The following is a 24,343-nucleotide window of genomic DNA, read 5'->3' on the forward strand; positions in this document are numbered from 1 at the left end:
CGACAGCATTCTATGTCGCCTGGCAGGGGAGTATCCGCAGGTCAAAGCGGTAAGGACCTTGCCGGTGATCATGGCTTGCAGGTGGGTGCAGATTGGGTGCAGGCCGGCGAAGTGGTCACCGCGCCCGAAGTGCTTAACGAAGCCGGGCCGCGCGGATTGCTGGGACGTGCGGTGATGTGGGCGAGCGGGCCGGCGTGACCTCCCAGCGAACACCGAAGAGGTCAGGCTTCGCTGCTCCACGCCTGGCCGGTGCCGGCTGTCGTATGGAGTCTGACGTGCGCCGCGGCGACGACCCGGCGGGTGTACGTCGGGCCTTCGGCGAATGCGCAGCACGGGATCGTGGGCTTTGTCGGCGTACTGCCCGCCCGCCGGGCCGCGGGTACGTCGACGACATGCTGGCTGGGACGACTGCACTGCTGGCCACCATGGGGACACGGCGGATCGTGGACGACGGGAGTCGGGCGGTCCGGGCCATTGAAGATCGGTGGACTGGCAGGAACTGACGGACCTGACGCACGGACAGCCGTTCGTGGTCGAGCGGGTCCGCCTCGCCGGCAGCGGCGTCGTGGTCGAGGGTCGGTTCGAGCCGCCGCAGCTGGCCCAGCTCAGCGTCGACGACCAGGTGTTCGTTGCCGCGTTCGTACGGTCGCACGGTTCGATCAAGGAGATGGAACGGATCTTCGGGGTGAGCTACCCGACGATCAAGTCCCGGCTGAACCGGATCGCCGAGCACCTCGACTTCGTCGACACCGACCCGGCGCCCACCGGCGCCGACGTCGTCGACCGCCTGCGGCGGGGGGAGATCAGCGTCCAGGAGGCGCTGGCCGAGCTGGAGAGGTCCCGATGATCCCGCGGCTGGTGACGTACCGCCAACGCCGTCCCGACGGCCGCTGGCTGCGGCTGTACGTCCCTGTCCTGCCGGTACTGCTGGTGCTGTCACCGCTGCTGCTACTCGTCGTGCTGGCCGGACTGGTCGCCTGCCTCGTCTTCCGGGTCAGCCTGGTGGGCGCGCTGCGCGGCACCGGGCAACTGCTGTGCGCGCTGCCCGGCACCCGGTTCGAGATTGAGGACGGCCGAACGGCCGTGCTGGTAAGCGTCAGATGAGGCAGAGGGGAGCAACAATGAACGAGCAGCGCCGCCAGGTCCTGGAGATGCTGGCCGAGGACAAGATCACCGCGGACGAGGCCGAGCGGCTGATCGACGCCCTCGAACGAGAACAGCCCGAGTCGCCGCCGGGAGCCGCGCCCCGCCCGAAACCCCGACCCAAGTACCTGCGCGTGGTGGTGAACTCGGAGGACGACTCCGGCGGCGACGGGCCAAGCCGGGTCAACGTCCGGGTCCCGCTACAGCTGCTGCGCGCCGGGGTCCGGCTCACGAGCCTTATCCCTCCGCAGGCGCTCACCCAGGTGAACACGAAGCTGCACGAGTCGGGGGTACCGATCGACCTCACCCAGCTCAAGCCGCAGCACATCGAGGAGCTCATCGAGCAGCTCGATGAGCTCACCGTCGACGTCGACCAGCCCGACGCCAAGGTGCAGGTGTTCTGCGAGTGACACCGCCACAGCGCCGGACGCCCGCCCGGACCACTGGGTCGGGCGGCCGTCCGGCCGGCCGGCGGGCGCGGGCGGTCAACCCGTCACGCGACGCAGCCGCAGTGTCCGATCAGGCCACCGCGCCCCTGCGCCCCGCCCGGTGACGAGACTCTGCAGCCGCCGCTTCTCGGCACAGGAACATCCTCATCCGCGATGCGCGCGTTGAGCCCCGCTCCCGTAACGTCCGACTTTGCCGAGATGAGTATGTTGGCTGACGTCTACGGTGTGGGCCGCTTTGCGGGTTGTGGCGCTTATCCGGCTGACCGCCCGCGGCCAGACCTTTCATCCCGGAGCTGCCCGGTGCCGCTGCACGTCGAGCGTTTCGCCGATGAGTCGGCTCAGCGGGAAGGACAGCTCGGCTTCGAGGGCCGTTGCCGCGGCGGTGATGGCCGCTCATTCGGCTTCTGTTGTCGGTCAGCGCCTGGCCGAAATCCTCGCCGGTCACGTCGGCCAGTGTCCGGTCGGCCTGGCGCGAGGCGCGTAGCCGTGATCGCCCTCCGTGTCCGATGGCGTGCATCCCCCAGATCTTCTTAGATGTCCAGGCCGGCGGCGATGCCGTCCAGGGCGTAGTCGAGGCCGGTCTCGAACTGCCAGCGGGCGTCGTCCTTGCGGGTGGCTGTGCCCAGGTAGTGCTGGAAGGTGGGGTAGCGCCCGGTCTGCATGTGCCAGATCATCTGCGGTGCTAGCTCGCTGCGCAGCTTGCCGCCGTCGGACCAGCCCTGCTGGCGCATGAGGTTCTGCACGGCGATCTCGTAGGTCATGGCGCCGTGTACGTAGGCGTCGACGGCACGGAACACGCTCATCATCGCGTCGGCGTCCAGGCCCAGGCCGTCCAGGGCCGACAGAGCCTTCTCGGCGATGGCCATGCGGTTGGGGGTAAGCGAGAGCATGGCCGTTGGGGGCAACTGAGCCAGCCACACGTGTCGCAGCATCAGCTTGCGGGTCTGGAGAGCCAGGGCGCGCATCGTCTCGCGCCAGCCGAGGTTCCCGGGCAGGCGCAGGTCGTCGTAGACATGGTTGACCATCAGTTCCAGGAGGTCATCCTTGCCCGACACATAGCGGTAAGGCGCCATGGGCGCGACGCCGAGCTCGGTGGCCAGGCGGCGCATGGTGACGGCGTCCAGGCCCTCCGCGTCGGCGATCTTCACCGCGGCGGTGGCGATGCGCTGCGGCGAGAGGGTCTGGCGCGGAGCGGGGGCCGGACGTTCCAGGCGCGCCCACAGCGGTTCGCCCGGATTGTCTTTCTCGGTGGCCATGGATACGGCTCCCTTCACCTGGTCGGGATACAGCGTATCCCGAGTAGACAACGTACACAGCGTGTGTGTACGTTGTATCTCGCCAATACGTTGTACACAGCGGAGGAGTTATCCCCTCATGAAGGACAACCAACTCAAGATCGCCGTCATCCTCGGCAGCACCCGGGACGGCCGCTTCGGCCCGGCCGTGGGCACCTGGATCCTCGACCAGGTCGCCCAGCGCGGCGATATGGAAGCCGACCTCATCGACCTGGTCGAGACGCCGCTGCCCACCGTCTTTCCGGTCCTCGGCCAGCCGCCGGCGTCCCACGAGGCCAGGGACCTGTTGGCCGCGGTGTCGCCGCGCATGGCGGCGGCCGACGCCTTCGTCATCGTCACGCCGGAGTACAACCACAGCTTCCCCGCCATCTTGAAGAACGCCATCGACTGGCACACCACCGAGTGGCACGCCAAGCCGGTTGGCTTCGTCTCCTACGGGGCCTTCTCCGCCGGGTTGCGCGCGGTCGAGCAGCTGCGCCTGGTGCTGGCCGAGCTGCACGCGGTCACCATCCGCGACAGCGTCGGCTTCCAGCGCGTCTGGGAGCAGTTCGACGGCCACGGCAAGGCAGTCGATCCGGCCGCCGGGGCCGCCGCCAAAGTGATGCTGGATCGGCTCGCCTGGTGGGCGCACGCGCTGCGCGATGCCAAGGCCCTCCGGCCGTACGCGGCGTGACACGCATGACTCGATCTCTCTACGTGGGCGTGTTCGGCCTGCTGCTCGGCATGTTCCTGGCCATGCTGGACGGCCTGATCGTGGGTACCGCGCTGCCCACGATCGCAGGCGACCTCGGCGGCCTGGACCACCTGGCCTGGGTGGTGACCGCCTACATGCTCGCCGGCGCGGCCACCACCCCGATCTGGGGCAAGCTCGGCGACCTACTCGGCCGCAAGGCAACCTTCATCACCGCGATCACGCTCTTCCTGCTCGGCTCGGGACTGGCCGGCCTGTCGCAGGACATGAGCCAGCTCATCGCCTTCCGCGCCGTGCAAGGTCTCGGCGCGGGCGGGCTCATGGTCGGCGCGCTGGCCATCATCGGCGTGCTCGTGCCGCCCCGCGAAAGCGGCCGGCTGCAGTCGATGATCGGCATCATCATGCCGATCGCCTACGTCGGCGGGCCCCTCGTGGGCGGCCTGCTCACCGACTACCTGAGCTGGCGCTGGACCTTCTACGTCAACCTGCCCATCGGCGCCCTGGCGGTCCTGATCATCGCCACCCGGATCCGTCTCCCGCCCGCCGAACGCGTCAAACCCCGCATCGACTACGGCGGCGCGGCCCTGCTCACCGTCGCCATCGTGGCCCTGACCCTGCTGGCCACCTGGGGCGGCACCACCTACCCCTGGCCCTCACCGCAGGTCCTCGCCCTGGCCACAGTCGCCGTACTCGCCCTGGTCGGATTCACCGCCGTCGAACGCCGAACCGTCGAACCGGTCATCCCGCCCAGGCTGTTCTCCGACCGCAACTTCACCCTCGCCCAGATCCTCAGCTTCCTGGTCGGCGCCGCCATGGTCAGCGTGACCAACTACCTGCCGCAGTACATGCAGTTCGTCCAAGGCGCCTCGCCAGCGGCCGCCGGCATGCTGCTGCTGCCGCTGATGTTCGGCATGCTCGGTGCGCAACTGGCCACCGGCCAGCTCATCAGCCGCAACGGTCGCTACCGCCTCTATCCGATCCTCGGCGGCGCGCTGATGATCGCGGGGGCTCTCGCCCTGCTGCTGCTCGACGCGGACACCGCCGCGGCGGCGGCCTCGGCACTCACCCTCGTCATTGGGGTAGGAATGGGCCTGGTGATGCAGAGCACCACGCTGATCACGATGAACAGCGCCGACTCGCGCGACATGGGTGCCGCCAGCGGAACACTCACCCTGCTGCGCACCATCGGCGGATCGCTGGGCATCGCCCTGCTAGGGACCCTGTACGCGTCCCGGATGCAGGCGGACCTGACCGCGCGCCTCGGCCAGGACACAACCAGCCAACTGGAGCGGGGCGGCGAGTTCACACCCGAGCGGCTGCCGAACCTGCCGGCTCCGATGGCCGACGCCGTTCGCGAAGCCGTCAGCAGCGGCCTGCACGGCATCCTCCTCGGCGCCGCCGCCCTCGCGGTGACCGCGTTCGCAGCCTCCTGGCTCATCCGCGAGACCCCGCTACGCACCGGCATCCCATCACAGACCGGCGCCGCCACGGACAGCCACGCCGCCGACCGCCAGATGAACGCCCTACGAGCATCACACCGCCGGACCCCACTAGCTCACAACGAAAGTGTGGGACCACGGTGGTAGGACGAGGCCATGTATCTCGTTCACCTGTCGCACGCCGGCCCGCATTGGGATCTTGCGAGGCCGATGGAAGAACAGACCGACTGGCTCGCCCACGCGTCGTACATGGACCTGCTGGCCGACGAAGGAATCATCGTATTGGGCGGTCCGCTCGACGACGTGCGTGTGGTGCTGGCTATGGAGGCGGAGTCCGAGCAAGCCGTCCGGGCGGTACTCGGCCGGGATCCGTGGAGCGGCACCCACCTGCGGATCGACAGGATCGACCCGTGGACGATCCGCCTGGACGGCCGCCATTCCAGGGCTGGCCGGTCGAACACCCACTCGTAGCCGTGAACCGCATGACCCCGTCAAGGTCGACCGGGTGGGCGAGGCCGAGCAAGGTAAGGCCCGCCCGCACACAGCCGCACGCGTGACCGCTCATGCCGATGAGCGTGCGTCACTATGCTGTCGTACCGGACCGCGATGTGGGGAGGCCTCTGAGGTGTCTGCGATCGCATCCCTGTACGTGCTCGATCGAGAGCGGGCGGTGGAACTGGCCGATCTGGCCGGCCGGACGTCGTGGTGGGCTCGCCTGACCCGTTCCAGCGCGGGCTTCGACCGGAACGCTGCATTCTTCGAGGTACTGGTTGAGCATGCACGCCCCGTGCGGCCTGGATACGAGTGGTCGGGAAACTGCATGCTGGCGCTGCTGGCGTATCTGCAGCGCCGCGGCGTACGGCTGCGGCGCTCGGATCTCAAGGCCGAGTCGTCGGCCATCAACAGGGTCTATGGCGAGACACTCCTTCTCACTTCCGTGCACAAGAAGTACCTGGACAAGCTCGCTCCCGAGGCGCATCGCGAAGACCAGATCCGGGCCTACTTCGAGAAGGAACGTCTCGGATTCGAGGAGGCCGGGATAGCGGCGATGGATGGCCTGGAACTGCTCCACGACGCGTTGTCCAGACTCCAACGGGACGAGGTTCTGCTTCTCAACGTTGGCTGAGGCTCGGCCGTGCTCGCGCAAGGAAACCATGGGCAACTCGCCTGACGTTGCAGCACTCCTCACTAACGATCTCGTGCGCAATAGGACGGTCGTTGACGGGAATCCACCGTAGGTGATGATCTTTTGGTGTCGATCCGGTGGGCTCGTCGTGTGTTCAGCCATCCCGCGTTCACGGGAATCTCCCGCCGGCATCTGCACCTCCTGCGGGACGAGCTGCGGCTGGTGTGGCTGGCTGGGCGAGAGGGTCGGTTGCATGCCCGTCGCGGCGGCCACCGGCGGCGGGCTCCCGGTGCCGGTCGGCGGTTGACGCTTCGGTTCACGGACCGGCTGGTGATCACGTTGGCTCATCTGCGTTTGGGTGTGCCGCACGAAGCTCTGGCGGTGGCATTCAGGGTGGACCGTTCGACCGTGACCCGGGCGATCGGTCAGGTCCGGCCGTTACTGGCCGGTCGAGGATTCGCCCGCCCGAACGGAGTCCGCCTGCGGACTCTGGCCGACGTGTTCGCCTACGCCGCTGCCGAAGGTGTGACGCTGCGGTTGGATGCCACAGAGATCCGCGTCCGCCGCCCTCGCGTCGGCCGGCCCGGCCGCAAGGCGTTCGTGTCCGGCAAGGTCAAGCAGAACACGATCAAGGCGACCGTCGTGGCCGATGAGTACGGGGCGACGCTGTGGTGCGGCGGACACCGGCCAGGCCGGATGCACGACACCACCGCCGCCCGCGTCGAGGGCATTGATGCCCTGCTGGACGCCTACCCGCAGGTGACAGTGCTGGTCGACGCCGGCTACCAAGGTCTGGCCAAGACCCACCCCGGCCAGGTCGTAGCTCCGCCGCTGAAGCTACGCCCCGGCGCACCACCGGCACGTCAGACCGCGTGGGAAGCCGAACGCAGACAGCAGTCATCACAACGGATTCCCGTCGAGCACGCCATCGCCGAACTGAAGTGGTGGCGGCAACTCCAACGCTTCACCGGCCGCCGTGAACTGTTGCCCGAGACCATCGACGCCGTCGCCGGGCTGGTGTCCGACCGGATGATCACCTGGTAGCTGAAGACGAATCACCGCAGCTCACGGCCCTACCCAATTGCGCACGACATCGTAAGGACGCGTCTCATTTGGTGAGGCGGCGGTAGCAGATCAGGGTGCTGGCGATCGTGGCAAAGGCTTCGAAGTGATCGCCCTTGCGGTCATAGCGGCGAACGAGGCGCCGGTAGCGCATCAGCCAGGACATGCAGGCTTCAACGACCCAGCGGTGCCGGCCCAGACGCGTGGAGGACTCGATGCCCTTACGGGCGATGCGTACCTTGATCCCCCGTCGCCGGACCTCGCGGCGCAGCTCGCGGGCGTCGTACGCCTTGTCGGCGTGCAACTTGTCTGGCCGCCACCGGCGGCGCCCGTTGGGTGTGCGGATCGCCGGGACGCTGTCGAGCATGGGCAGCAGCAGTTGGCTGTCGTGGACGTTCGCGGCGGTGACCAGCACGGCCAGGGGCAGCCCCTTCCGGTCGCAGATGACGTGGAGTTTGCTGCCTGGTTTGCCGCGGTCGACCGGGTTTGGGCCAGTCAGATCGCCCCTTTTTCCGCCCGCACACTGATCGAGTCGACCACCGCCCTCGACCAGTCGATCCGCCGGTCGGCGCCGAGCCGGTCCAGGGTCGCCTCGTGCAGCCGGAGCCAGAACCCGGCCGCGGTCCACTCGGTGAACCTGCGGTGCGCGGTGGCCCTGGTGACACCGAACGACGCCTCAGGCAGCTTCCACCAGGAACAACCCGCCTGGGTCACGTACACGATCGCGGCCAGCACCGCCCGGTCATCCACCCGCCGGCGACCACCACCCTGCCGACGAACCGGCGCGGGCGGGATCAACGGCGCCGCTATCTCCCAGAGATCATCCGGCGCCCAGGTGCGGATCATGGCCTCGTCCACGGGAGCAAATCATGCCCCCAGGCCAACGACCATCCAAATGAGACGCGCCCTAAGAAGCACGTGTACTGATTTGCCGCAGTCCGGGCGCTGACCTTCGTCGGTGAGCAACCGGATCTGCCGAATTGAGTGCGCGGCACATGGTTGGTGATCATGGCCGCAGTACTGTGCGCCCGTCAGCGACTATGAGTGGGTGACCGGACGATTGGAGAGGTTTGCTTCCTTGGGCTTGGCGCTCGCGGCGATCTCGACGTGGGGCGTGCTGGCGGCGCACGATGCGACCGATCCCGCGTCATGGTCACGAGATGCGCGCGTGGCAACGATCGTGCTGGCTACATCGGTGGCCAACACGTCGGTTCCACATGATGAGTCGCACTCCGCCGAGTATTCGGTGGGGTTGACGTGACGGAGCAGTGGTCCTTTTGCGTCGCAGCCCCGCCGGCTGTCAGCCGAACAGAGGAAGGTCAACGGCAACCACGTCCATGGCCGTCGGCGTTGTGGCAGCGTCACCCAAGAGAGGGCGTGACGGAAGTGGCACTCCAGTGCCGTGATCTGCGGTGAGAGGGGATCCCCACATGAGCGCATCGTCCACCGGCCTGTTCGCCGCGGAGGGCCCCGGCTCCGTCTCGCAGGCTCCGAACCTGCCGGACGGGTTCACGGACACGTTCACCAGCCGGTACGTCGGCGCCGGGGCAGTGCGCCTGCACGCGGTCATCGGAGGCGACGGGCCGCCGCTGCTGCTGGTACACGGCTGGCCCCAGACCTGGTACGCATGGCGGCTGATGATGCCGGCGCTGGCCGAGAACTTCGAGGTGATCGCGGTCGATCAGCGTGGTGTGGGGCTGTCCGACAAGCCCCGGGACGGCTACGACACCGCAACCGTCGCAAACGACCTTGTGGCGTTGATGGACGCGCTCGGCCACCAGCGGTTCGCCATGGTCGGCTGCGACACCGGACTGCTCATCGGCTACGCCCTGGCCGCTGATCACCCCGACCGGGTCGACCGCCTGGCCCTCGGGGAAGCCCCTCTTCCGGGCGTGTCTCCCACGCCGCCACTGTTCCTTCCCGCGCCGCTCAACGAACGCCTGTGGCACATCCCGTTCAACGCACTTCCAGAGGTCAACGAGAAGCTCGTCAGCGGGCGGGAGGACATCTTCTTAGGCGCGAAGTTTTCGGCCGCGGCTGGAAAGAAGATGCTGTCCACCGACGCCGTCAAGTACTACGTCGACCTCCTCGCGGCCGACCCGGAGGCGCTGCGCGGCAGCTTCGAGCTCTACCGCGCTTTCCCGGTGAGCCAGGCGCAGAACGAGCAGCGCAAGACCCGGCGGCTGACGATGCCCGTCCTGGCGATCGGCGGAGCGGAAAGCTTCGGCGAACAGGTCGGCAAGTGGATGGACCTCGTCGCGGACGACGTGCAAACCGTGGTCCTGCCCGACTGCGCACACTGGGTCGCCGAGCAGGCTCCGGACGCGATGCTCGCCGCCCTGATCGGGTTCCTGGCCCCGTACCGGGACGGGTGGATCGCGGCCCGCAATCCGCGCTGAGCCTGTCGGGTGCGGTCCGGGAAGCGCGTCGCTTGCTCGGCGGAGGTCGCCGGCCGATGCACAAGTTACCTCGCGGGGCGGGCGGGTCGGCTCTTATGGCTCTCCTGAGCACAAACGAACGGATCTGCCGCCGACCGGGCGCGGCCTGCTGATCGGTCTGTCAGTGTCCGTGGCCGCTGATCGGGGCGCTGCCGAATCTTGCGTGGAGCATCCGGTGTCCTTGCAGCCCCGGCCACGAATCGCCCGGGACGTCTAGGATGGTCTCGATGACCATTCCCGGAACGCGACCCGACGACGTCCCAACCGACGGAGCCCGGGTCGCAGAAGCCCTGCGGCTGCTCTCCGGCGTGCCGGTCGGACTCGATGTCGCCGTCAAGCGGCTCAGCCGTGGCAGCGGTGTCTACGCCTGGTGGGCTGGTCCTTCGATCTTTCCCGACCTCCCCGGGCCGCCGAATGAAAGCGTCCCGTCGCTACGGCTGCTGTATCTCGGACGGGCGACCAGCCTGCGGGGCCGGATCCTGCGCAACCATCTGAGGCGTTCGGGCAGCTCGACTCTGCGCCGTACATTGGCCGGGCTTCTTGTGCCCGAGGGATACCGAACGACCTGGACCGATCGTGTTGTCCTGGTCCCTGAGGATGAGGCGCGGCTGACCGCGTGGATGTACGCGCACCTGCGCTTGACCTGGGCGGAGGATGCGGAGCCGGCGACCATCGAGGCCGAACTTGTCCGGCGTGTGCACCCGCCGCTCAACGTACACGGCGTCGACCCCGAGCACATCCAGGCGGCCGTGGTCGCCGCCAAGAACTCATACAACGCCAGCAGCCGCCCGGTCGAGTCCTCGCGAACGCCGTAACCGTTTGCCCGGCACGCGTACGGGTACCGGTGCGCGCTCATGCCGCGAGTCGCGCGGTCATGCCGGTGACTGAGCGGCGGTGACACAAGTGGCTGGGAGTGAGCGACCCCGCGCTGGGCCGCGGTCAGGCGCGAGCCCGCACGCACCAGGCTGAAGCAGCGATCTCGAACGGTGGCGGTGGCAGGAGCCGCACACATCGGCTGCGCAGGCAATCGCGTTGCGCCTCGTCCAACCGCGCGACATAGGCACCGGCCGGTCCGACGCCGAGCGTAAACGGCTCCCACCAGTCGTCCAATGTGGCGAACCGGACAGTGACGGTCAGCGACATGGGCTCGATGTCCGTCAGTCGTGCTGCTTCGCAAAGCTCGGCCAGGTGACCTTCGCGAGCCCCAGCCAGCTCCGACTCGTCGCGCACATGTGGATCGATGTCGTGCACAGCCCGCCAGAACGTGGCATGCGGACCGCTGCCTCCAGCGTGATCCCACACGCAGGCGGCGACCAAGCCGCCGGGACGGGTGACCCGGGTCATCTCCGACAGCCCGGACACCGGATCGGCCATGAAGTGCACGACCAACTGGGCGAGGGCGAGGTCGAAGCTGTCGTCAGGAAAAGGAAGACGTTCAGCCACGGCCGAGCGCACGTCGACCCCGGGCAAGCGCACGCGGACGGCTGCAACGAACGAGGCGGATGGGTCGACCGCCGAGACGGCGTCTGCGCCCAGACGGTCCACCAGCTGTGCGGTCAGTCCTCCCGGTCCGCATCCGACGTCTAGCGCCCGCTGGCCCGCCTGTACCTGGGCCAGTTCCGCGAACCGCGCGGCCAACGGCTCGGAGAACCGACCCATGAACCGGTCATAGGCGTCTGCAGTGACGTTGAAGGTCATGACTGAGAAAGTATGCCCCACGGGCGCGGACCGAGGGCCGATCAAGCGCCGGCGTGGCTACAGCCCGCGGTAGGACATCCGCACATGCCGCCGATCGGGCGTCACGGTCCGTCAGGAGTGGTTTGGCATCGAAGACCCGACCGTGCCGAGATCCGTGCATTTGATCATGTCGCGGCACCGTGCCGTGATGCCGCGTTGTGTTCCTGGGATCAGGAACCATGGATGCCCCGAGGCGTCTGCGGAAGCGCCGGACCTCCCGGAGAGCAGATTGAGTAGCCGTAGGCTCTGCGGTCATGCACAGCACCCTGACCGAGCACGCCCGGTGTCTCTACGGCGACGAGTACCGGCCTGCGTCGCAGTGTGGTCCGGACCACCATGAGCACTACTTCGTCGAAGAGCTGACCTTCGCGGACGTGGATGCCATCCTCGCGATGCTGCGGGAACTCTGCCCGAACCTGGTCGACGGCCTTCTGCCGGTCTGGGTCCGCAATCTCGCTTACCGGCTTGTGCTCCTGCAGCGGCCGAACGAGCCGGCGCTCATGCGCGAGGCGGCCGACAGCCTGTACATGCACGGTCCCGATTGGAACGACATTGCGGCAGAGCTGCGCCGCCAGGCCGACGCACTGGAAAGCCGCTGATTGTGACAGGTGATGTATGTCTGAGGGGGCGCCTGACCGAGGTCAGGTGCACGGATCTGCCGCCGTGCGGAGTGTCAGGCTGGCGTTCCCGGCCACTGGGCAACGACTGCGGCGGCGGGAATCCTGTCGTCGACGAGCAGATCGATCAGGTCATTGAGGAGTGCTTCGAGATCGCTGCGGCCAGCAAGCTCGTAGTGTTTGTTGACCACCCTGTCGTCGGCCAAGCGGACCGTTGCCAGCTCTGCCTCGCCGGTGCCCCAGATCATGATCTCAGCAAGCCACGCCGAAGACTCGAGCTCGGTGCTCACGACGGGCTTGCCGTGATTCGGTTCGACCGAGCGCGTGTGCCAGCGCATCTCCAGCCGCGCCCAGGTCTCGGCTCGGGCCGAGACAGCAGCCGAGAGCGCCTCGAGAGGAAACGGCACGCCCGCGACTATTGCACGCCTCTCACCGGTAGCCGGCCGACATCCGGATCTGCCGCGATCCGCGCGGCGAATCGCCAACCGGAGTTGCCGAATAGCGTGTGCGACTACTCGCTGATCAGATTCGCGAGACCGCGGGCCGCGAACTTCCGCACCCCCTCGTCAGGGTCGGGAAGCAGTCCGCAATGTTGGTTCGGCTGCCAGCCGCCTTCGAGCGGACCACCAGGGACGACGCGGCGCCGTACCCGACGGTGCCGCGCCACCGTCCCCGCGCGGACTACGCCGTCCCGGCCGCGCGGCCGGCGACGATGTCTACCGCCTCGACCAGGCTCTCCGCGCCGGCCAGGCCCCGGTCGCGAAGCTCGTCGGGGTCGATCCCCCGTGCCCGCACCGCGTCGGCGAAGTGCGCGAGGTCCTTGCGCATCAGGCCCTGTAGGTGCCCGGCGATGTCCAGGGTGATCTCGGTGGCCAGCGCGCTCAGCACGAAGCTGGCGCCGCTGCTCACCGAGATCGCCCGGACCAGCGCCTTGATGTCCAGCTTCAGGGCGCTGGCGATGCGTAACATGTCGGCCGCGTTCTTCAGGTTGCTCATGGTCATCGCGTTGTTCAGCAGCTTCGTCAACTGCCCGGTGCCCACCGGCCCGAGGTGCACGACCGTGCGGGAGAACGTCTCGAAAACCGGCCGGCACCGCTGGAACGCCTCGGGGTCGCCGCCGACGAACGTGGTCAGCGTCCGCCCCCGAGCGCCGGGCCCGCCGCCGCTGACCGGGGCGTCCAGGTAGGCCACCCCGTGCGCGGCGAACCGCTCGCCGAGTGCGACGTTGGCGCCCGGGTCGCCGGTGCCGTGGTTGACCACCACGCTGCCCGGCCGCAACCCGTCCAGCAGCCGCCGGTGTTCGAGCAGATCGGCGATGTCGGCGTCGTCCCGCAAGCAGAGCAGCAGCACGTCCACGGCTGCGGCCAGTTCGGCCACGCTGTCGTGCCCGGTGTACGTGGTTCCGGTCAGCGCCTCCAGCGACGCCGGCCGGCGCGCCCACACGTGCAGATCGTAGCCGCCGCCGGCGACGGCGCGCGCCATCGGGGCGCCCTGGTCGCCCAGGCCGATGAACCCCGCTGCGGTCATTGTCGTCTCCTTTCGTGCGCGGTGTCCGGTTCAGCCGATCAGCTTCAGCGACTCGTCCCAGAGCCGCTCGGCGTTGCCCGGGTCCAGCGCGTACGCGGCCACGCCCCGGAAGTCCGCGGGCCGCGCGGTGACCACGGGCGCCTCGGCGCAGTCGTCGAAATACCGGCCGCCGACGCCGTCCAGCAGCGGCGACGCCGCCAGCAGCACCGAGGTCGCGGCCCCCTGCTGCGGGGTCTTGCGCCGCTCCGGCGGCGTCTTCAGCCCGCCGGTGTGCTTCTGCAGCCCGGTCGCGATCGCGCCCGGGTTCAGAGCGTTCGCCCGGATGCCCTCCCCCGACCAGCGCCGGTCCGCCTCCACGGCCAGCAGGACATCCGCGGTCTTCGACTGGGCGTACGAGGTCAGCGGGTCGTAGGGCCGGAAGGCGTAGTGCAGGTCGTCGAAGACCACCGGCGAGAACAGGTGCCCGGTGGAGGCCACCGAGACCACCCGGGCGCCGCGCGCAGCGGCCAGGGCCTCGTGCAGTCCGACGGTCAGCGCGAAGTGCCCGAGGTAGTTGGTGGCGAACTGCAACTCCCAACCTTGCCGGGTGCGCTCCAGCTCGGGCAGCGCCATGATCCCGGCGTTGTTGACCAGGATGTGCAGCGACTGGTCCCAGCGGGCCACGAAACGGCGTACCGAATCCAGGTCGGCCACGTCCAGCTCGCGGACTGTGACCCCAGGGTTTCCGGTGCTGGCGGTGATGTCGGCCGCGGCCTGCTCCCCCGCGCCGACCCGGCGCACCGCCAGCACCACCTCGGCGCCGGCGCGGGCCAGCGCCCGCGCGGTCTCCACGCCGATGCCGGCTGCGCCGCCGGTGATGATCGCGCGTCGGCCGGCAAAGTCGACGTCCTTGATCACCTCGGTGGCGGTCGAGGAGAACCCGAACGGGGTGGTAATCAGCTCGGTCATGTCACTCCGATCTCTGTTGGTCGTTTTCGTCTCCACCACCGTGCCGCTTCCCGGCGGCGCTATCCGGAGTCCCGGTTTTCCTGGTAGTGGTAGGACCAGGCTGGGCGCGCCCGGTCGACCCCTACGATGGGCGGATGGGCAAGGCCGGTCCGCTCGGCGACTACCTGCGCGCCCGGCGCGAAGTGGTCGGTCCGGACGACGTGGGGCTGCCCCCGCACGGGCGGCGCCGGGTGCCCGGGCTGCGCCGGGAGGAGGTGGCGCTGCTCGCCCGGATCAGCGCCGACTACTACCTGCGGCTGGAGCAGGGCCGGGACCGGCACCCTTCGGCCCAGGTGCTCGACGCGCTGGCCCGGGCGCTGCGGCTGGACGGCGACGCCACCGCCCACCTGCACGGGCTGGCTCGCTCCGCGCCGCCCCGCCCGCCCCGGCAGCCCGAGCGGGTGCCGGTGGGCATCCGGCAGCTCGTCGACTCCTGGCCCGACACGCCCGCGTTCGTGCAGGGCCGCTACGCCGACGTGCTGTACGCCAACTCGGCGGCCACCGCCCTGTCCCCACTGTTCGCCGCGGGGGTGAACGTGCTGCGGGCGATTTTCCTCGACCCGGCGTCCCTGCGGGACTATCCGGTCACCGAGAACATCGAGGCGAATGCCGTGGCCAGCCTGCGAGCCCTGGTGGCGGTGGACGCGGACGACCCGCCGCTGACCGAGCTGGTCGCGGAGCTGTCGTCCGGTAGCGACCGGTTCCGCCGGTTGTGGGACCGCTACGACGTCGGGGTCCGGTCGGGCGGCGGCGTCCGGACCCTGCGCCACCCCCGCGTCGGCGAGCTGCGACTCCGGTACGAGAAGCTGCAGATAAGCGGCACCAGCCAGACCCTGGTGATCTACCATGCCGATCCCGGCAGCCCCTCCGAACAGGCCCTGCGCAGGCTCACCCGCGGCCCGGTTTCCTAAGCTCAACCGGGACTGCGGGACTTCGCGTCCGGGCGACTGGCCTTCCACCTCAGTGTCAGCCTGACCAGACGGCACACGAGCGACACACACGCACTCTGAATCGGCGCATTGGGCATCCGGATCTGCCGCCGACCGCGCGCTATGCAGCGTCACGACAACCGGATCAAGCCGGCGCACGGTCGTGCCGAAGACAAGCGTCCCGCCTGGCGCCCGTCGTTCACGCCATCGCCAGCAGGGCGATGCCCATCCCCGCGCTCATCACACCGTGGCACACCGCCGACCAGTCCTGCGGGCACGCCAGCACGTCCGTCGTCGCCGTGGACAGACCACCAGTGCGCATCCCGCGGCCAACCCACCAGAATGCGGCGAGCACCAGGTAGCCCCCGAGCAGCGCACTGACCCATCCGGCACACCCGACCGGCGCATGACCCATCCCGGCCATGTCCATGCCGCCGTGACCGCCGGCGGAGGCGTGCCCCGGCATCGAGGCACCCATCCACACCATGGTCCCCGTCGCGGTGGCGAAGAACACCGGGACCGCACGACGTCGCGAGGTCCACACCGCCCGCACCATGAACCACCCCGCCGACATCATGAAAACGACAATCCAGGCAGCTGCCGGGACCGCCGCGCCCCACGGCCAGATCATCGCGATCATCGACAGGCCCGTGACCAGGTGCAACATCTCGGAGAGTCGATGCTCCGCCACCGGAGAGAGCCACGCCGCGGGTGGGCGCAGGCACCGGAGCAGGTGAAAGACGGCCGCCCCTCCGAACGCCACCGTCAGCAACCATCGCAGAGGGTCAATGCCGATCATCGTAGGAGACGTCGCCCGCGCATGAGCGACGTGTCGCTGTGCCCCGACGATAGGGGGCGGAGCATCCGCGCGCCCTTACCGATGGGCCGGGGCCAATAGCGATGGGGCGCACGTGCGGGGCCTTCAGCTCGGTAGAGCGGCGCACTCGGCGGGTGATTTCATCCGATCGGCAGGCGCCGAACCTCAGTGGCAGCACTGGTGCTCGCTGCCGGCGGGCCCGGTGGCGCCCAGGTCGTCGTCACGGCCGGCGGCGAGGCGCGACCACTGCGATGTGGGCCGCCCGTCGAGCCGGAACTGGTCGCCGTCGGTTCGGAAGCGCTGCGGCCAGCCTTCCGGCGAGACCTCCCAGTCCTCCTGGCGACCGTAGACGGTCATGTCGAGCAGGCCGTACGACGGCGCCATCGCCTCGCATCCCCGCCCGGTGGTCCAGTAGGTCTCGAACACCCGGTCGCCCTGGCGCAGGTAGCACGCCTTCATCCCGAACGCGCGCCCGGCGACGAGGGAGTCGAGTGACTCCGCGGGCACCGAGTACCAGGGCGCCTGCCAGCCCATGAAGTCGCGGTAGCGCGACGTCTCCTCGAACGGCCCCTGGCAGAAGACCGCGAACGTGACGTCGCGCGAGTGCAGGTAGGACAGCTCGAGCACCTGGCCGGTGAAGAACGTGCAGCCCTCGCACTGGTCGGCGGCCGGCCCGCCCGGGTGCCACATGTGGTACGACGCGAACAGCTGGGTCCTCCCCTCGAAGACGTTGAGCAGGGGCACCGGGCCGTCGGCACCGACCAGATGGGTGGTCGGGTCGACCTCGACCATCGGCAGCCGCCGGCGGGCCGCGGCGATGGCGTCACCCTCACGGGTGTGTGCCTTCTCGCGGAGCCGGAGCTCGGCGAGCTGCTTCTGCCAGGTCTCGCGGTCGGTGAGCGGGGGTGTCGCTGGCGTGGACATGGGTGCCTCCTCGTGTCGGTGGCTATGAGGCTAATAGTGCCTGCTAGGATCGAGCAAGTACGAAAGGGAGGTGTTCCATGCCGGTCCAGCGGGGCTATCGGCAGGCCTGCGGCGTCGCGCGCGGCCTCGACATCGTGGGTGAGCGGTGGTCGCTGCTCGTGGTGCGCGAGCTGCTGCTCGGGCCGAAACGGTTCACCGACCTCCAGCAGGCGCTCCCGACCGCCAGCCCGAACGCGCTGTCCGACCGGCTGCGCGAGCTGGCCGACGCGGGCGTCGTACGCCGTCGGCAGCTGCCTCCGCCAGGCAATGTGCGGGTCTACGAGCTGACCACGTGGGGTCGCGGCCTCGAGCCGATCGTGGTCGCGCTTGGCACCTGGGCGCTGGCCGCCCCGCCGACCGCGGAACACCTCTTCGTGAGCGTGGACAGCGCCATGCTGAGCATCCGCACCTTCTTCGTGCCGACGCCGGAGCGGCCCGAGGCGACGCTCCGGATCGAACTGCGCGACCACGGTCCTGCCGGCGTGTTCGGCGTGCGCCTCACATCGGCCGGCGCCGAGGTCGCCCACGAGCCGCCCGAGGAGCCGGGCGCCGTCCTGGTCACCGCGACGGATGCCCTCTTAGCCGCCTTCGGCGCCGACGACCTGGCCGGACTCGTAGCGGCCGGCGCCGTCATCATCGGCGATCCCGAGGTCGTACGCCGTCTCGTGGCGGGCGTGCGTGTCCCGGCCTCCACAGATCAGTACTCAACCGGCATCCCCGGCCAAGGGGGCCGGGTGGGTAGCCGCCAGAGGCTGCGCGAAAGTTGACCTAATGCCACGTCAGGTCGGGTCCGCTTGTTTTGGTCGACACTCCGGCCCGGCGTCGACCAAGGTCACGTGCACGCATCTGGCGCTGAGAGCGCTCATCGGCGCCGATGCCCCTATGTTCTGTCAAGCGGTTCGTGGGGTCGGATCTACGGGATCGAGCTGGCGGAGCAGGTGGTAGATCTCGCGGGCGATGTACCGCTTGAGACATCGCATGGCTTCGCGGCGGGTGAGGCCTTGACTGCTGCGTCGGTCGAGGTAGTCCTGGGTGCGTTGGTCACCCCGTGATCGGGTCAGGGCGATGCGGTAGAGGGCGGCGTTGGCACGGCGGTCGCCGCCGCGGTTGAGTCGGCGCCGGCGGGTCTTGCCCGAGGACGCCTCGATCGGGTTGACGCCGCATAGCGCGGCGAAGGATGCCTGGCTGTGCATCCGGTCGGGGTTGTCCCCTGCGGTGATCAGCAGCGCGGAGGCGCTGTCGGGGCCGATCCCGTGACGGTGCAACAGCTGTGGCGCGTACGAGTTCAGCACGGCGGTGATCTGGCGCTGGAGTTCACGTTCCTCGGCGGTGAGTGTCTGGATACGCTGGGCCAGGCGGCGCAGGGTGTAGACGGTGGCGGTGGCCACGTCGGTCGGGGCGGTGTCGGGCAGGGTGGCGCAGTGGCGGATCAACGCTGTGTCGGACAGGCCGGTCAAGGTGTCGCGTAGCGTTGTGGCGGCGGTGACGATGACGGCCTTGAGCTGGTTGACCGCCTGGGTGCGGGATTTCACCGCGGAGGCTCTGGCCAGGCGGAACATGCGCAGCATCTCCACCGGCCCGTCGGGCGGTCTTTGCGGTGGCGGCGGCCCGGCCGGACAGCACCGCCAGGGCGGCGGCCATCGCGTCGACGGTGTCGGTCTTGCCGTGGCGGCGGCGCGCCGCGCGGTCGGGGCGGTTGACCTCGATCACGGTCAGACGCTGGTCACGCAGGTAGCGGGCCAGGCCCGCGCCGAAAGAGCCGGTTCCCTCGACACCGGCGCGGCGGAGGTCGCCGAAACCACGTGCCCAGGCCAGCAGGTCGCGGTAGCCGGCGGCGGTGGTCGGGAAGCTGGCAGAGGCGACCTGGACGCCGAGCGGGGTGGTCACTGCGGCGACGTGGGCGTCCTTGTGGGTGTCGACGCCGAGGATGACCTCCTCGCCGGTCGGGTCGGGCTGACTGTCCGGGGCGGTGTTCGGCATGCTGGGCATGGACCGTTTGTCTCCTGGTGGCTTGGGACGGCGGATGGCCATCGCCGGGCCGGCAGGGCGGTCAGAACTGTGATGGTGCCCTTGTTGCAGCAAGGCCCCTATCGGGACACGCTCTACCGGTCCGGTGACAGCAGGCCCTCCCGCGAGCCACAGTCGACAGATCAGCGCAAAGGCATCGACTGAGCCGGTTGCGTTACGGGTCAGACCGTGGCCCGCGGGAGCACGGCTCCTACGATCTCAGAACCGCACCCTCACACTCACAGTTGCGTTACTGGATCGCTGGACGCGTTGAACCTGTGTCGGGTCGGCGGTCAGATCGTGTGGGCGAGTTCGGTGAACGCAGCGGCGGCCCGCGTTGTCGGCCGGGCGTCGACGGCGAGTTCGTAGTGTCCGCGTCGTAGGTTCTGCATGAAGGCGTGTCCGGCGATGATCACTTGTGCTGTCTTGTCGGTTCGTAGACCGCGCATCGATCGCAGCCGGTGTTTGAGCCGGCTGTGATCGGCCTCGATCGGGTTGTTGGCGTACTGCTCGACGTGGTGCCACGCCTGCGGGATCAGTTCGCCGAGCACGCCGGGGTAGACGGCGGCGGCGTCGGTGACGACCTCGCTGGGTGTCGCCTTCAACGTCGACAGGGCCCGGTGGAAGAACCTGCGGGCCGCGTCGGCGTCGCGGCGGGTCGAGAGGAGCACGTCGATGACCTGTCAGCTCTTCAACGTCACGGTAGGACAGGTTGAACCGCAGATACGACCGCACCGCGACCACGATCACCTCGGCTGGGAACCGGAACCCGGCGAACGCCGACTTCGGTGGCAGCCAGGTGCGAGGACGTGTTGATGGCTTCACCGGTCAAGCCTGCCTCGATCTTGCCAACGCTCAACGCAACGGCGCCACTTTCGTCCATGCAATGGCGTCGTTGAGGGGATTGTTAGGCGGTCCCATCTGGACCAAGCTGAAGGACGAGTCGGTCCCGTGTGAGCGTCGGACCTCGGCAACGCGTACCCGGGACACCGTCTCTGCGCGTTCTCACTAGCGGTTCATTGCCGTGTAGAGGAGCCGATGATGATCAGGCGACTATCCACATTCATCGCCGCCGCGCTCGCAACGACGGTGGCGGTCCCTTCCGCCGGCGCATACGGCGATGACAACGGAAGGTCACAACCGACGCTGCTCGGTCGCGCCGTGCTACCGGTCGAGACGTACGCCCCCGGCCCGCCCTCCGGGACCCTCCTACCTCCCGGAACCGTCAATGGGATCACATTCCCGCTGCGGTCGCAGCCGGTCGAGGGATTCTCGGCGATTGTCGCCGGCCGACACCCAGGGGAGTACCTCGCCATGCCGGACAACGGGTTCGGTGCCAAGGCGAACTCGAAGGACTTCCTGATCCGCGCCTACTACATCCAGCCGGACTTCAAGACCGCCAAGGATGGCAGCGGGGAAGTCGACGTCGATCTGGCCGAGTTCATCCAGTTCCGTGACCCCGACCGCCTGATCGGCTTCACTATTGTCAACGAGGGCACGACCGACCGGCCACTGACCGGCGGCGACATCGATCCCGAGTCCCTCCAGAGCGGCGCTGACGGGGATTTATGGGTCGGCGACGAGTTCGGGCCGTGGCTCCTACACTTCGACGCCACCGGCAAACTGCTCGACCCGCCCTTCGCGGCGCCTGGCGGTCTGCAGTCGCCCAACAACCCTCACCTCAGGGGAGCGGCGGCAACTCAGCCGAACAGCCGCGGCTTCGAGGCCATGGCCATCAGCCCGGACGGCAGGTATCTGTACCCGGCTCTGGAGGGCGCCACGGTGGCCGAACTCGGCACCACGCGGCGTTACGTCTTCGAGTTCAGCGTGCGCGAGGAGGCTTTCACAGGGCGGGTCTGGCTGTATCGGACCGAGCAGCCGGGCTACTTCGTGTCGGACCTGGCGGCCCTCGACCGGCACCACCTTGCGGTGGTCGAGCGCGACGGTGGTCTTGGGCTGAACGCGCTGTTCCGCAAGGTGTACGTCGTCAACCTCGCCGACATCGATGCGGGCGGGTCCCTGGTGAAGACGGAGGCTGTCGACCTGGCGGCCGTGCCCGACCCGGACCTGGTTTCCCTGCCCCCCGTCCACAGCGGCGACGTCGGACTGGGCAACCCGTACCGCGTGACGTGCGAGTCGATCGAGGCTATCCATCAGATCGCAGGCAACCAGCTACTTCTCGGCTGTGACAACAACTTCCCCAACGCGGGGCGCAACCCCGGCCGCGCGGACGACAGCGAGTTTATCGTCGTGAAGGTGCCAGGCCTCCGCGGCGAGTAGCGAGAGCAGACAACTCGACTTCGGGCACGATGCCGGCCCCGGTTTCTGTGGCTCTCCACTCCGACCACAGTTCGGAGACCTGGCTGAAGGCGAGGACATCGTTCTGGTGCCGCGTATCTCGGTGATCCACGGCGTGTACGCCCCGCCCGTTCTACGGGCCGCAGCGGCGTTTGCCGAACTCGCCCAAGCGATCTGACCGCCCACCCGGCACGGGCTTAACGTGGCTTCCGATCCCACAACGCAACGGCGCCGTGGGCAGTCCTCCGCTCGGGGCGGACATCGATGGTCGGAATCCTGCATTTGCCACACAGGGGGCAGAAGAGGCCCCTGGCCAGCGGTGACGCCGGTCAGGGGCCCCATGAGGCGATCAGCCTACGTCAGCCGTCGGACTCCGACGACGGGATGTAGGCGCCCGGCACGTCCTCCGGCGCGAAGATCTTGTCCTCGCCGGGGTACGGCTTCGTCCACTCGTGCGTCTGGTACCACGTGAAGTGGTTCATCTGCGCGGGGTTCGCGAAGTCGGGCTTGGCGTCGGGCCCGGTCAGCCGCTGGTGCGACTTCCACTCGTCCCACTTCGCCGCCACCTGCTGCTTGTCCGCCGGCACCGTCGCCGACGGCGCGGCCGCGGCGAGGGGGTTCTGCGGCGCGGGGGTGTCCAGGCCGCAGGCAGGCGGGGTCTTCAGACCCGCGGTCAGCGAGGTCCGGTTGGGCAGCGCGGTGAACGGCGTGAAGTCCGCGTTCTGGGTGAACGCCCCACGCATCGGGCTGGCCGCGCTGTCCTTCTGGTTCATCGGGTGGATCCCGAGGATCTGCTCGATGGTCCGGATCATCGTGATCTGCGTGTAGTAGCGGCTGTCGACGACGTCGTGCCTGGCCCAGGGGCTGATGATCTGGATCGGGGCACGGTGGCCGTCGACGTGGTCGAGGCCGGCTTGGGAATCGTCCTCGACAACGAAGATCGCCGAGTCCTTCCAGTACGGGCTGTGCGAGATCGTGTCGACGATCTTGCCGACCGCGAGGTCGTTGTCCGCGACCTGAGCGGCCGCGTTCGGCGGGCCACCGGTGTGGTCGCTGGAGAGCCAGAACATGTTCAGGTTCGCCGGCCCGTTCTTCTCGAAGTCACGGTTCCAGATCTCGTGCCGGTAGATGTCCGGGACACCGGTGTCGAACTTCGGGAAGCCGGGCACGGACACGTTGTTGAGCGACGGGATCGGCGAGGACGAGACCATGGAGTAGGCGGTGTCCTGCCCGGTCGCCGCCATGTTCTTGGTGTCGCAGTACAGGTTCTGCCAGCTCGCGCCGGCCGGCTTGGTCAGGAACTGGTGGAACTCGCCGAAGTCCCGCACGGTCTTCCCCGCCGCCTGCGCACCGGTCCAGATGAAGCCGGTCCGCTGGTGGCCGAGAGCGTCGTCCTCGGTGTCGTAGCTGCGGATGTACTCACCGGCCGAGGACTCGGTGTACTCCGGGTCGTCGGCCTGCATCAGCCAGTTGTGGCCCTCGGCGGAGTTCGTGCCGATGTCGTACGTGTTGTCGTACAGCCCGAACTGTCGAGCCATCGCGTGCTGGTTCGGCGTCACGTTCTCGCCGAACTGCGCCAACGACGGGTCGCCGTTGCCACGCGGGTCGTCACCGAAGACCTGGTCGTAGGTCCGGTTCTCCTTGACGATCAGGAAGACGTGCTTGATCGTCGAGGGGTCGCCGAGCTTCAGCGGGACCGGCACCGGCTTCGCGTCGCCCTTACCCTGGGTCAGCGTGACCGAGCCGCCGTGCCAGCCGTTCTGGCTGAACACCTTGCCGGTCTCGGACTTGATGACATCGTCGCTCGGCAGCGTGAACCGCGTAAGGCTCGACGTCGTGTCGTGGGTGCCGTGCCCGGCGGGGTTGTTGGGGCGGCGGGCGTCGATACCACGGGTGTTGGAGACCAGCACGTCGTTGCCGACGGTGGTGATCTCCGCGGGGAAGTAGTCCGTCGGGAGCAGGCCGACGTAGCTGACCGGCTCCAGCGGGGTCGTGTACCGGTAGACGGCGACCGCGTTGGCGCGGCCGAGCGTCACCAGCAGGTGACCGTCGTCGGTGAGCGTCACCGCGTCGGGCTCGTAGCCCACCGTCGCCTCCGGCCACGGCTGGGTGGCGATGGTCTGGACCACCTTGTCGCTCGCCGTGTCGATGACCGACACGTCGTTGGTGGCGGTGTTGGTGACGAACAGCGCCCCGTTCTTGGCGTACAGGGCGGTCGGGTGCAGACCGACGTCGATGCTCGAGGGGGCGGCGGTCGGGTTCGCCAGGTCGATGACGCTGACCGTGCCGCTGAGGGTGGCAGCGGTCACCTGGTCGGCCAGCACCTGCGTGTTGTACGAGTTGATCGTCGGCTCGCCGGGCTTCGCCGGACGCCCGCCCTCGTTGCTGACGTAGAGCTTGGTCCCGACCGTGATCATGTCACGCGGGGCGTTGCCCACGGCCCAGCTCTGCTGGATGGCCCCGGTTGCCGCGTTGATGGCGACCACCCGGTTCTGGCCGTTGACGGCGGAGTACACGGTGGAGCCGTCGGGTGAGAACACGGCCTCGCCCGCCAGCGCGCGCTTGGGCCCGTCCTGCGGGATCCGGATGAACGTCGGGTTGGCGAGGGTGCCGTCCGGGCTCACGGTGAACTTGCGGTAGCCGTCGGCCTGGCCCAGCCACAGCTGCGAACCGTCGGGCGAGTACGTGGGGCCTTCCTGGCCCACGTCGTTGCCGCTGATGCGCAGATTCGCCGCCGCGTTGTTGCCGACGAGCTGTTGAATCTTCCAGTTCTTCAGGTCCACGATGGCGAGCGCCATTCCACCGTCGGTGATGGAGG

The 24,343-nt window shown here is 68.7% G+C and carries 26 protein-coding genes and 1 pseudogene; 15 read left to right on the forward strand and 12 right to left on the reverse strand.

The genetic code is table 11. The features are described 5' to 3' along the window. The first annotated feature begins 484 nt into the window (after window positions 1-484). From GA0070613_RS20370 to GA0070613_RS20380, 3 genes are read left to right on the forward strand one after another with little or no spacing between them, the layout of a single operon-like run. The gene (locus tag GA0070613_RS20370) at window positions 485-847 is read left to right on the forward strand and encodes a DUF2089 domain-containing protein (RefSeq protein ID WP_089013754.1); all 363 of its coding nucleotides are present in this window, start codon (window positions 485-487) and stop codon (window positions 845-847) included. Continuing rightward, window positions 844-1,104 (forward strand): hypothetical protein, encoded by a 261-nt coding sequence (locus GA0070613_RS20375; protein WP_089013755.1) that lies wholly within the window; start codon window positions 844-846, stop codon window positions 1,102-1,104. The genes GA0070613_RS20370 and GA0070613_RS20375 overlap by 4 nt, the downstream gene beginning before the upstream one ends. A 17-nt stretch (window positions 1,105-1,121) precedes the next feature. Then, complete coding sequence (locus tag GA0070613_RS20380; protein ID WP_089013756.1) at window positions 1,122-1,553, forward strand: SHOCT-like domain-containing protein; 432 nt, start codon at window positions 1,122-1,124, stop codon at window positions 1,551-1,553. 569 nt (window positions 1,554-2,122) lie between these two features. Here the strand turns inward: GA0070613_RS20380 and GA0070613_RS20385 are convergent. Beyond that, window positions 2,123-2,848 carry a TetR/AcrR family transcriptional regulator C-terminal domain-containing protein gene (locus GA0070613_RS20385; protein ID WP_089013757.1) on the reverse strand — a complete coding sequence of 242 codons (726 nt, stop codon included), beginning with the start codon at window positions 2,846-2,848 and terminating at the stop codon, window positions 2,123-2,125. Between the two features lie 118 nt (window positions 2,849-2,966). Here GA0070613_RS20385 and GA0070613_RS20390 point away from each other — a divergent pair, with 118 nt between their 5' ends. From GA0070613_RS20390 to GA0070613_RS20410, 5 genes are all read left to right on the forward strand, one after another. Continuing rightward, entirely contained in the window at window positions 2,967-3,560 is a 594-nt protein-coding gene (locus GA0070613_RS20390) for an NADPH-dependent FMN reductase (protein ID WP_089013758.1), read from the forward strand. 5 nt (window positions 3,561-3,565) lie between these two features. After that, window positions 3,566-5,164 (forward strand): MDR family MFS transporter, encoded by a 1,599-nt coding sequence (locus GA0070613_RS20395; protein WP_089013759.1) that lies wholly within the window; start codon window positions 3,566-3,568, stop codon window positions 5,162-5,164. 9 nt (window positions 5,165-5,173) lie between these two features. Beyond that, entirely contained in the window at window positions 5,174-5,488 is a 315-nt protein-coding gene (locus GA0070613_RS20400; protein WP_089013760.1) for a YciI family protein, read from the forward strand. 154 nt (window positions 5,489-5,642) lie between these two features. After that, window positions 5,643-6,143, forward strand: a complete 501-nt coding sequence (locus GA0070613_RS20405) for a hypothetical protein (protein ID WP_089013761.1) — start codon at window positions 5,643-5,645, stop codon at window positions 6,141-6,143. A 330-nt stretch (window positions 6,144-6,473) separates the two neighbouring features. Further along, window positions 6,474-7,187 carry a transposase family protein gene (locus GA0070613_RS20410; protein WP_197698932.1) on the forward strand — a complete coding sequence of 238 codons (714 nt, stop codon included), beginning with the start codon at window positions 6,474-6,476 and terminating at the stop codon, window positions 7,185-7,187. 64 nt (window positions 7,188-7,251) lie between these two features. Here the strand turns inward: GA0070613_RS20410 and GA0070613_RS20415 are convergent. Next, window positions 7,252-8,051, reverse strand: a protein-coding gene (locus tag GA0070613_RS20415; RefSeq protein WP_172876011.1) for an IS5 family transposase whose coding sequence is annotated in 2 segments (ribosomal slippage) — window positions 7,252-7,706 and window positions 7,706-8,051 — 801 coding nt in all. Because the reading frame shifts where the segments join, the coding sequence is not laid out codon by codon here. Between the two features lie 202 nt (window positions 8,052-8,253). Between GA0070613_RS20415 and GA0070613_RS32205 the strand changes: the two genes are divergently transcribed. From GA0070613_RS32205 to GA0070613_RS20425, 3 genes are all read left to right on the forward strand, one after another. Further along, window positions 8,254-8,466: a hypothetical protein gene (locus GA0070613_RS32205; protein WP_157746412.1), complete on the forward strand. Its 213-nt coding sequence runs from the start codon at window positions 8,254-8,256 to the stop codon at window positions 8,464-8,466. 289 nt (window positions 8,467-8,755) lie between these two features. Continuing rightward, the gene (locus GA0070613_RS20420; protein WP_231929305.1) at window positions 8,756-9,604 is read left to right on the forward strand and encodes an alpha/beta fold hydrolase; all 849 of its coding nucleotides are present in this window, start codon (window positions 8,756-8,758) and stop codon (window positions 9,602-9,604) included. A gap of 266 nt (window positions 9,605-9,870) precedes the next feature. After that, window positions 9,871-10,458, forward strand: coding sequence for a GIY-YIG nuclease family protein (locus GA0070613_RS20425; RefSeq protein WP_231929306.1), 588 nt, complete (start codon window positions 9,871-9,873; stop codon window positions 10,456-10,458). Between the two features lie 124 nt (window positions 10,459-10,582). Here the strand turns inward: GA0070613_RS20425 and GA0070613_RS20430 are convergent, their stop codons facing one another. Continuing rightward, window positions 10,583-11,341, reverse strand: a complete 759-nt coding sequence (locus tag GA0070613_RS20430; protein WP_089016080.1) for a class I SAM-dependent methyltransferase — start codon at window positions 11,339-11,341, stop codon at window positions 10,583-10,585. A 293-nt stretch (window positions 11,342-11,634) separates the two neighbouring features. Between GA0070613_RS20430 and GA0070613_RS20435 the strand changes: the two genes are divergently transcribed. Beyond that, entirely contained in the window at window positions 11,635-11,979 is a 345-nt protein-coding gene (locus GA0070613_RS20435; protein ID WP_089013764.1) for a hypothetical protein, read from the forward strand. Between the two features lie 74 nt (window positions 11,980-12,053). Here the strand turns inward: GA0070613_RS20435 and GA0070613_RS20440 are convergent, their stop codons facing one another. The 3 genes from GA0070613_RS20440 to GA0070613_RS20450 form a co-directional block, all read right to left on the reverse strand. Next, complete coding sequence (locus GA0070613_RS20440; protein ID WP_089013765.1) at window positions 12,054-12,404, reverse strand: hypothetical protein; 351 nt, start codon at window positions 12,402-12,404, stop codon at window positions 12,054-12,056. Window positions 12,405-12,678: 274 nt separating this feature from the next. Continuing rightward, complete coding sequence (locus GA0070613_RS20445) at window positions 12,679-13,524, reverse strand: NAD(P)-dependent oxidoreductase (RefSeq protein WP_089013766.1); 846 nt, start codon at window positions 13,522-13,524, stop codon at window positions 12,679-12,681. A gap of 30 nt (window positions 13,525-13,554) precedes the next feature. Continuing rightward, complete coding sequence (locus GA0070613_RS20450) at window positions 13,555-14,472, reverse strand: SDR family NAD(P)-dependent oxidoreductase (protein ID WP_089013767.1); 918 nt, start codon at window positions 14,470-14,472, stop codon at window positions 13,555-13,557. A gap of 134 nt (window positions 14,473-14,606) precedes the next feature. On the opposite strand from GA0070613_RS20450, the gene GA0070613_RS20455 reads away from it, so the two are divergent. Next, window positions 14,607-15,422: a helix-turn-helix transcriptional regulator gene (locus GA0070613_RS20455; protein ID WP_089013768.1), complete on the forward strand. Its 816-nt coding sequence runs from the start codon at window positions 14,607-14,609 to the stop codon at window positions 15,420-15,422. 217 nt (window positions 15,423-15,639) lie between these two features. On the opposite strand, the gene GA0070613_RS20460 is transcribed toward GA0070613_RS20455, so the two are convergent. Both GA0070613_RS20460 and GA0070613_RS20465 read right to left on the reverse strand, forming a co-directional pair. Then, window positions 15,640-16,239 carry a DUF5134 domain-containing protein gene (locus GA0070613_RS20460; RefSeq protein ID WP_089013769.1) on the reverse strand — a complete coding sequence of 200 codons (600 nt, stop codon included), beginning with the start codon at window positions 16,237-16,239 and terminating at the stop codon, window positions 15,640-15,642. 183 nt (window positions 16,240-16,422) lie between these two features. Continuing rightward, window positions 16,423-17,181 carry a DUF899 family protein gene (locus GA0070613_RS20465; protein WP_089013770.1) on the reverse strand — a complete coding sequence of 253 codons (759 nt, stop codon included), beginning with the start codon at window positions 17,179-17,181 and terminating at the stop codon, window positions 16,423-16,425. Window positions 17,182-17,258: 77 nt separating this feature from the next. On the opposite strand from GA0070613_RS20465, the gene GA0070613_RS20470 reads away from it, so the two are divergent. Further along, window positions 17,259-17,987, forward strand: coding sequence for a winged helix-turn-helix transcriptional regulator (locus GA0070613_RS20470; RefSeq protein WP_089013771.1), 729 nt, complete (start codon window positions 17,259-17,261; stop codon window positions 17,985-17,987). A gap of 123 nt (window positions 17,988-18,110) precedes the next feature. Here the strand turns inward: GA0070613_RS20470 and GA0070613_RS34475 are convergent, their stop codons facing one another. From GA0070613_RS34475 to GA0070613_RS20480, 3 genes and pseudogenes are all read right to left on the reverse strand, one after another. Further along, entirely contained in the window at window positions 18,111-18,608 is a 498-nt protein-coding gene (locus tag GA0070613_RS34475; RefSeq protein WP_408630954.1) for a transposase, read from the reverse strand. After that, complete coding sequence (locus GA0070613_RS34480) at window positions 18,535-19,251, reverse strand: IS110 family transposase (RefSeq protein ID WP_408630955.1); 717 nt, start codon at window positions 19,249-19,251, stop codon at window positions 18,535-18,537. Before GA0070613_RS34480 ends, GA0070613_RS34475 begins: the two co-directional genes overlap by 74 nt. A gap of 269 nt (window positions 19,252-19,520) precedes the next feature. Next, window positions 19,521-20,022 (reverse strand): annotated as a pseudogene (locus GA0070613_RS20480) (IS6 family transposase). A 246-nt stretch (window positions 20,023-20,268) separates the two neighbouring features. On the opposite strand from GA0070613_RS20480, the gene GA0070613_RS20485 reads away from it, so the two are divergent. After that, window positions 20,269-21,507 carry an esterase-like activity of phytase family protein gene (locus GA0070613_RS20485; protein WP_157746414.1) on the forward strand — a complete coding sequence of 413 codons (1,239 nt, stop codon included), beginning with the start codon at window positions 20,269-20,271 and terminating at the stop codon, window positions 21,505-21,507. Between the two features lie 377 nt (window positions 21,508-21,884). On the opposite strand, the gene GA0070613_RS20490 is transcribed toward GA0070613_RS20485, so the two are convergent. Next, on the reverse strand, window positions 21,885-24,323 hold the full coding sequence (locus GA0070613_RS20490; RefSeq protein ID WP_231929307.1) for a bifunctional YncE family protein/alkaline phosphatase family protein: 2,439 nt from the start codon (window positions 24,321-24,323) through the stop codon (window positions 21,885-21,887). Between the last annotated feature and the right edge of the window lie 20 nt (window positions 24,324-24,343).

This window comes from Micromonospora inositola, assembly GCF_900090285.1.
GTDB lineage: Bacteria > Actinomycetota > Actinomycetes > Mycobacteriales > Micromonosporaceae > Micromonospora > Micromonospora inositola.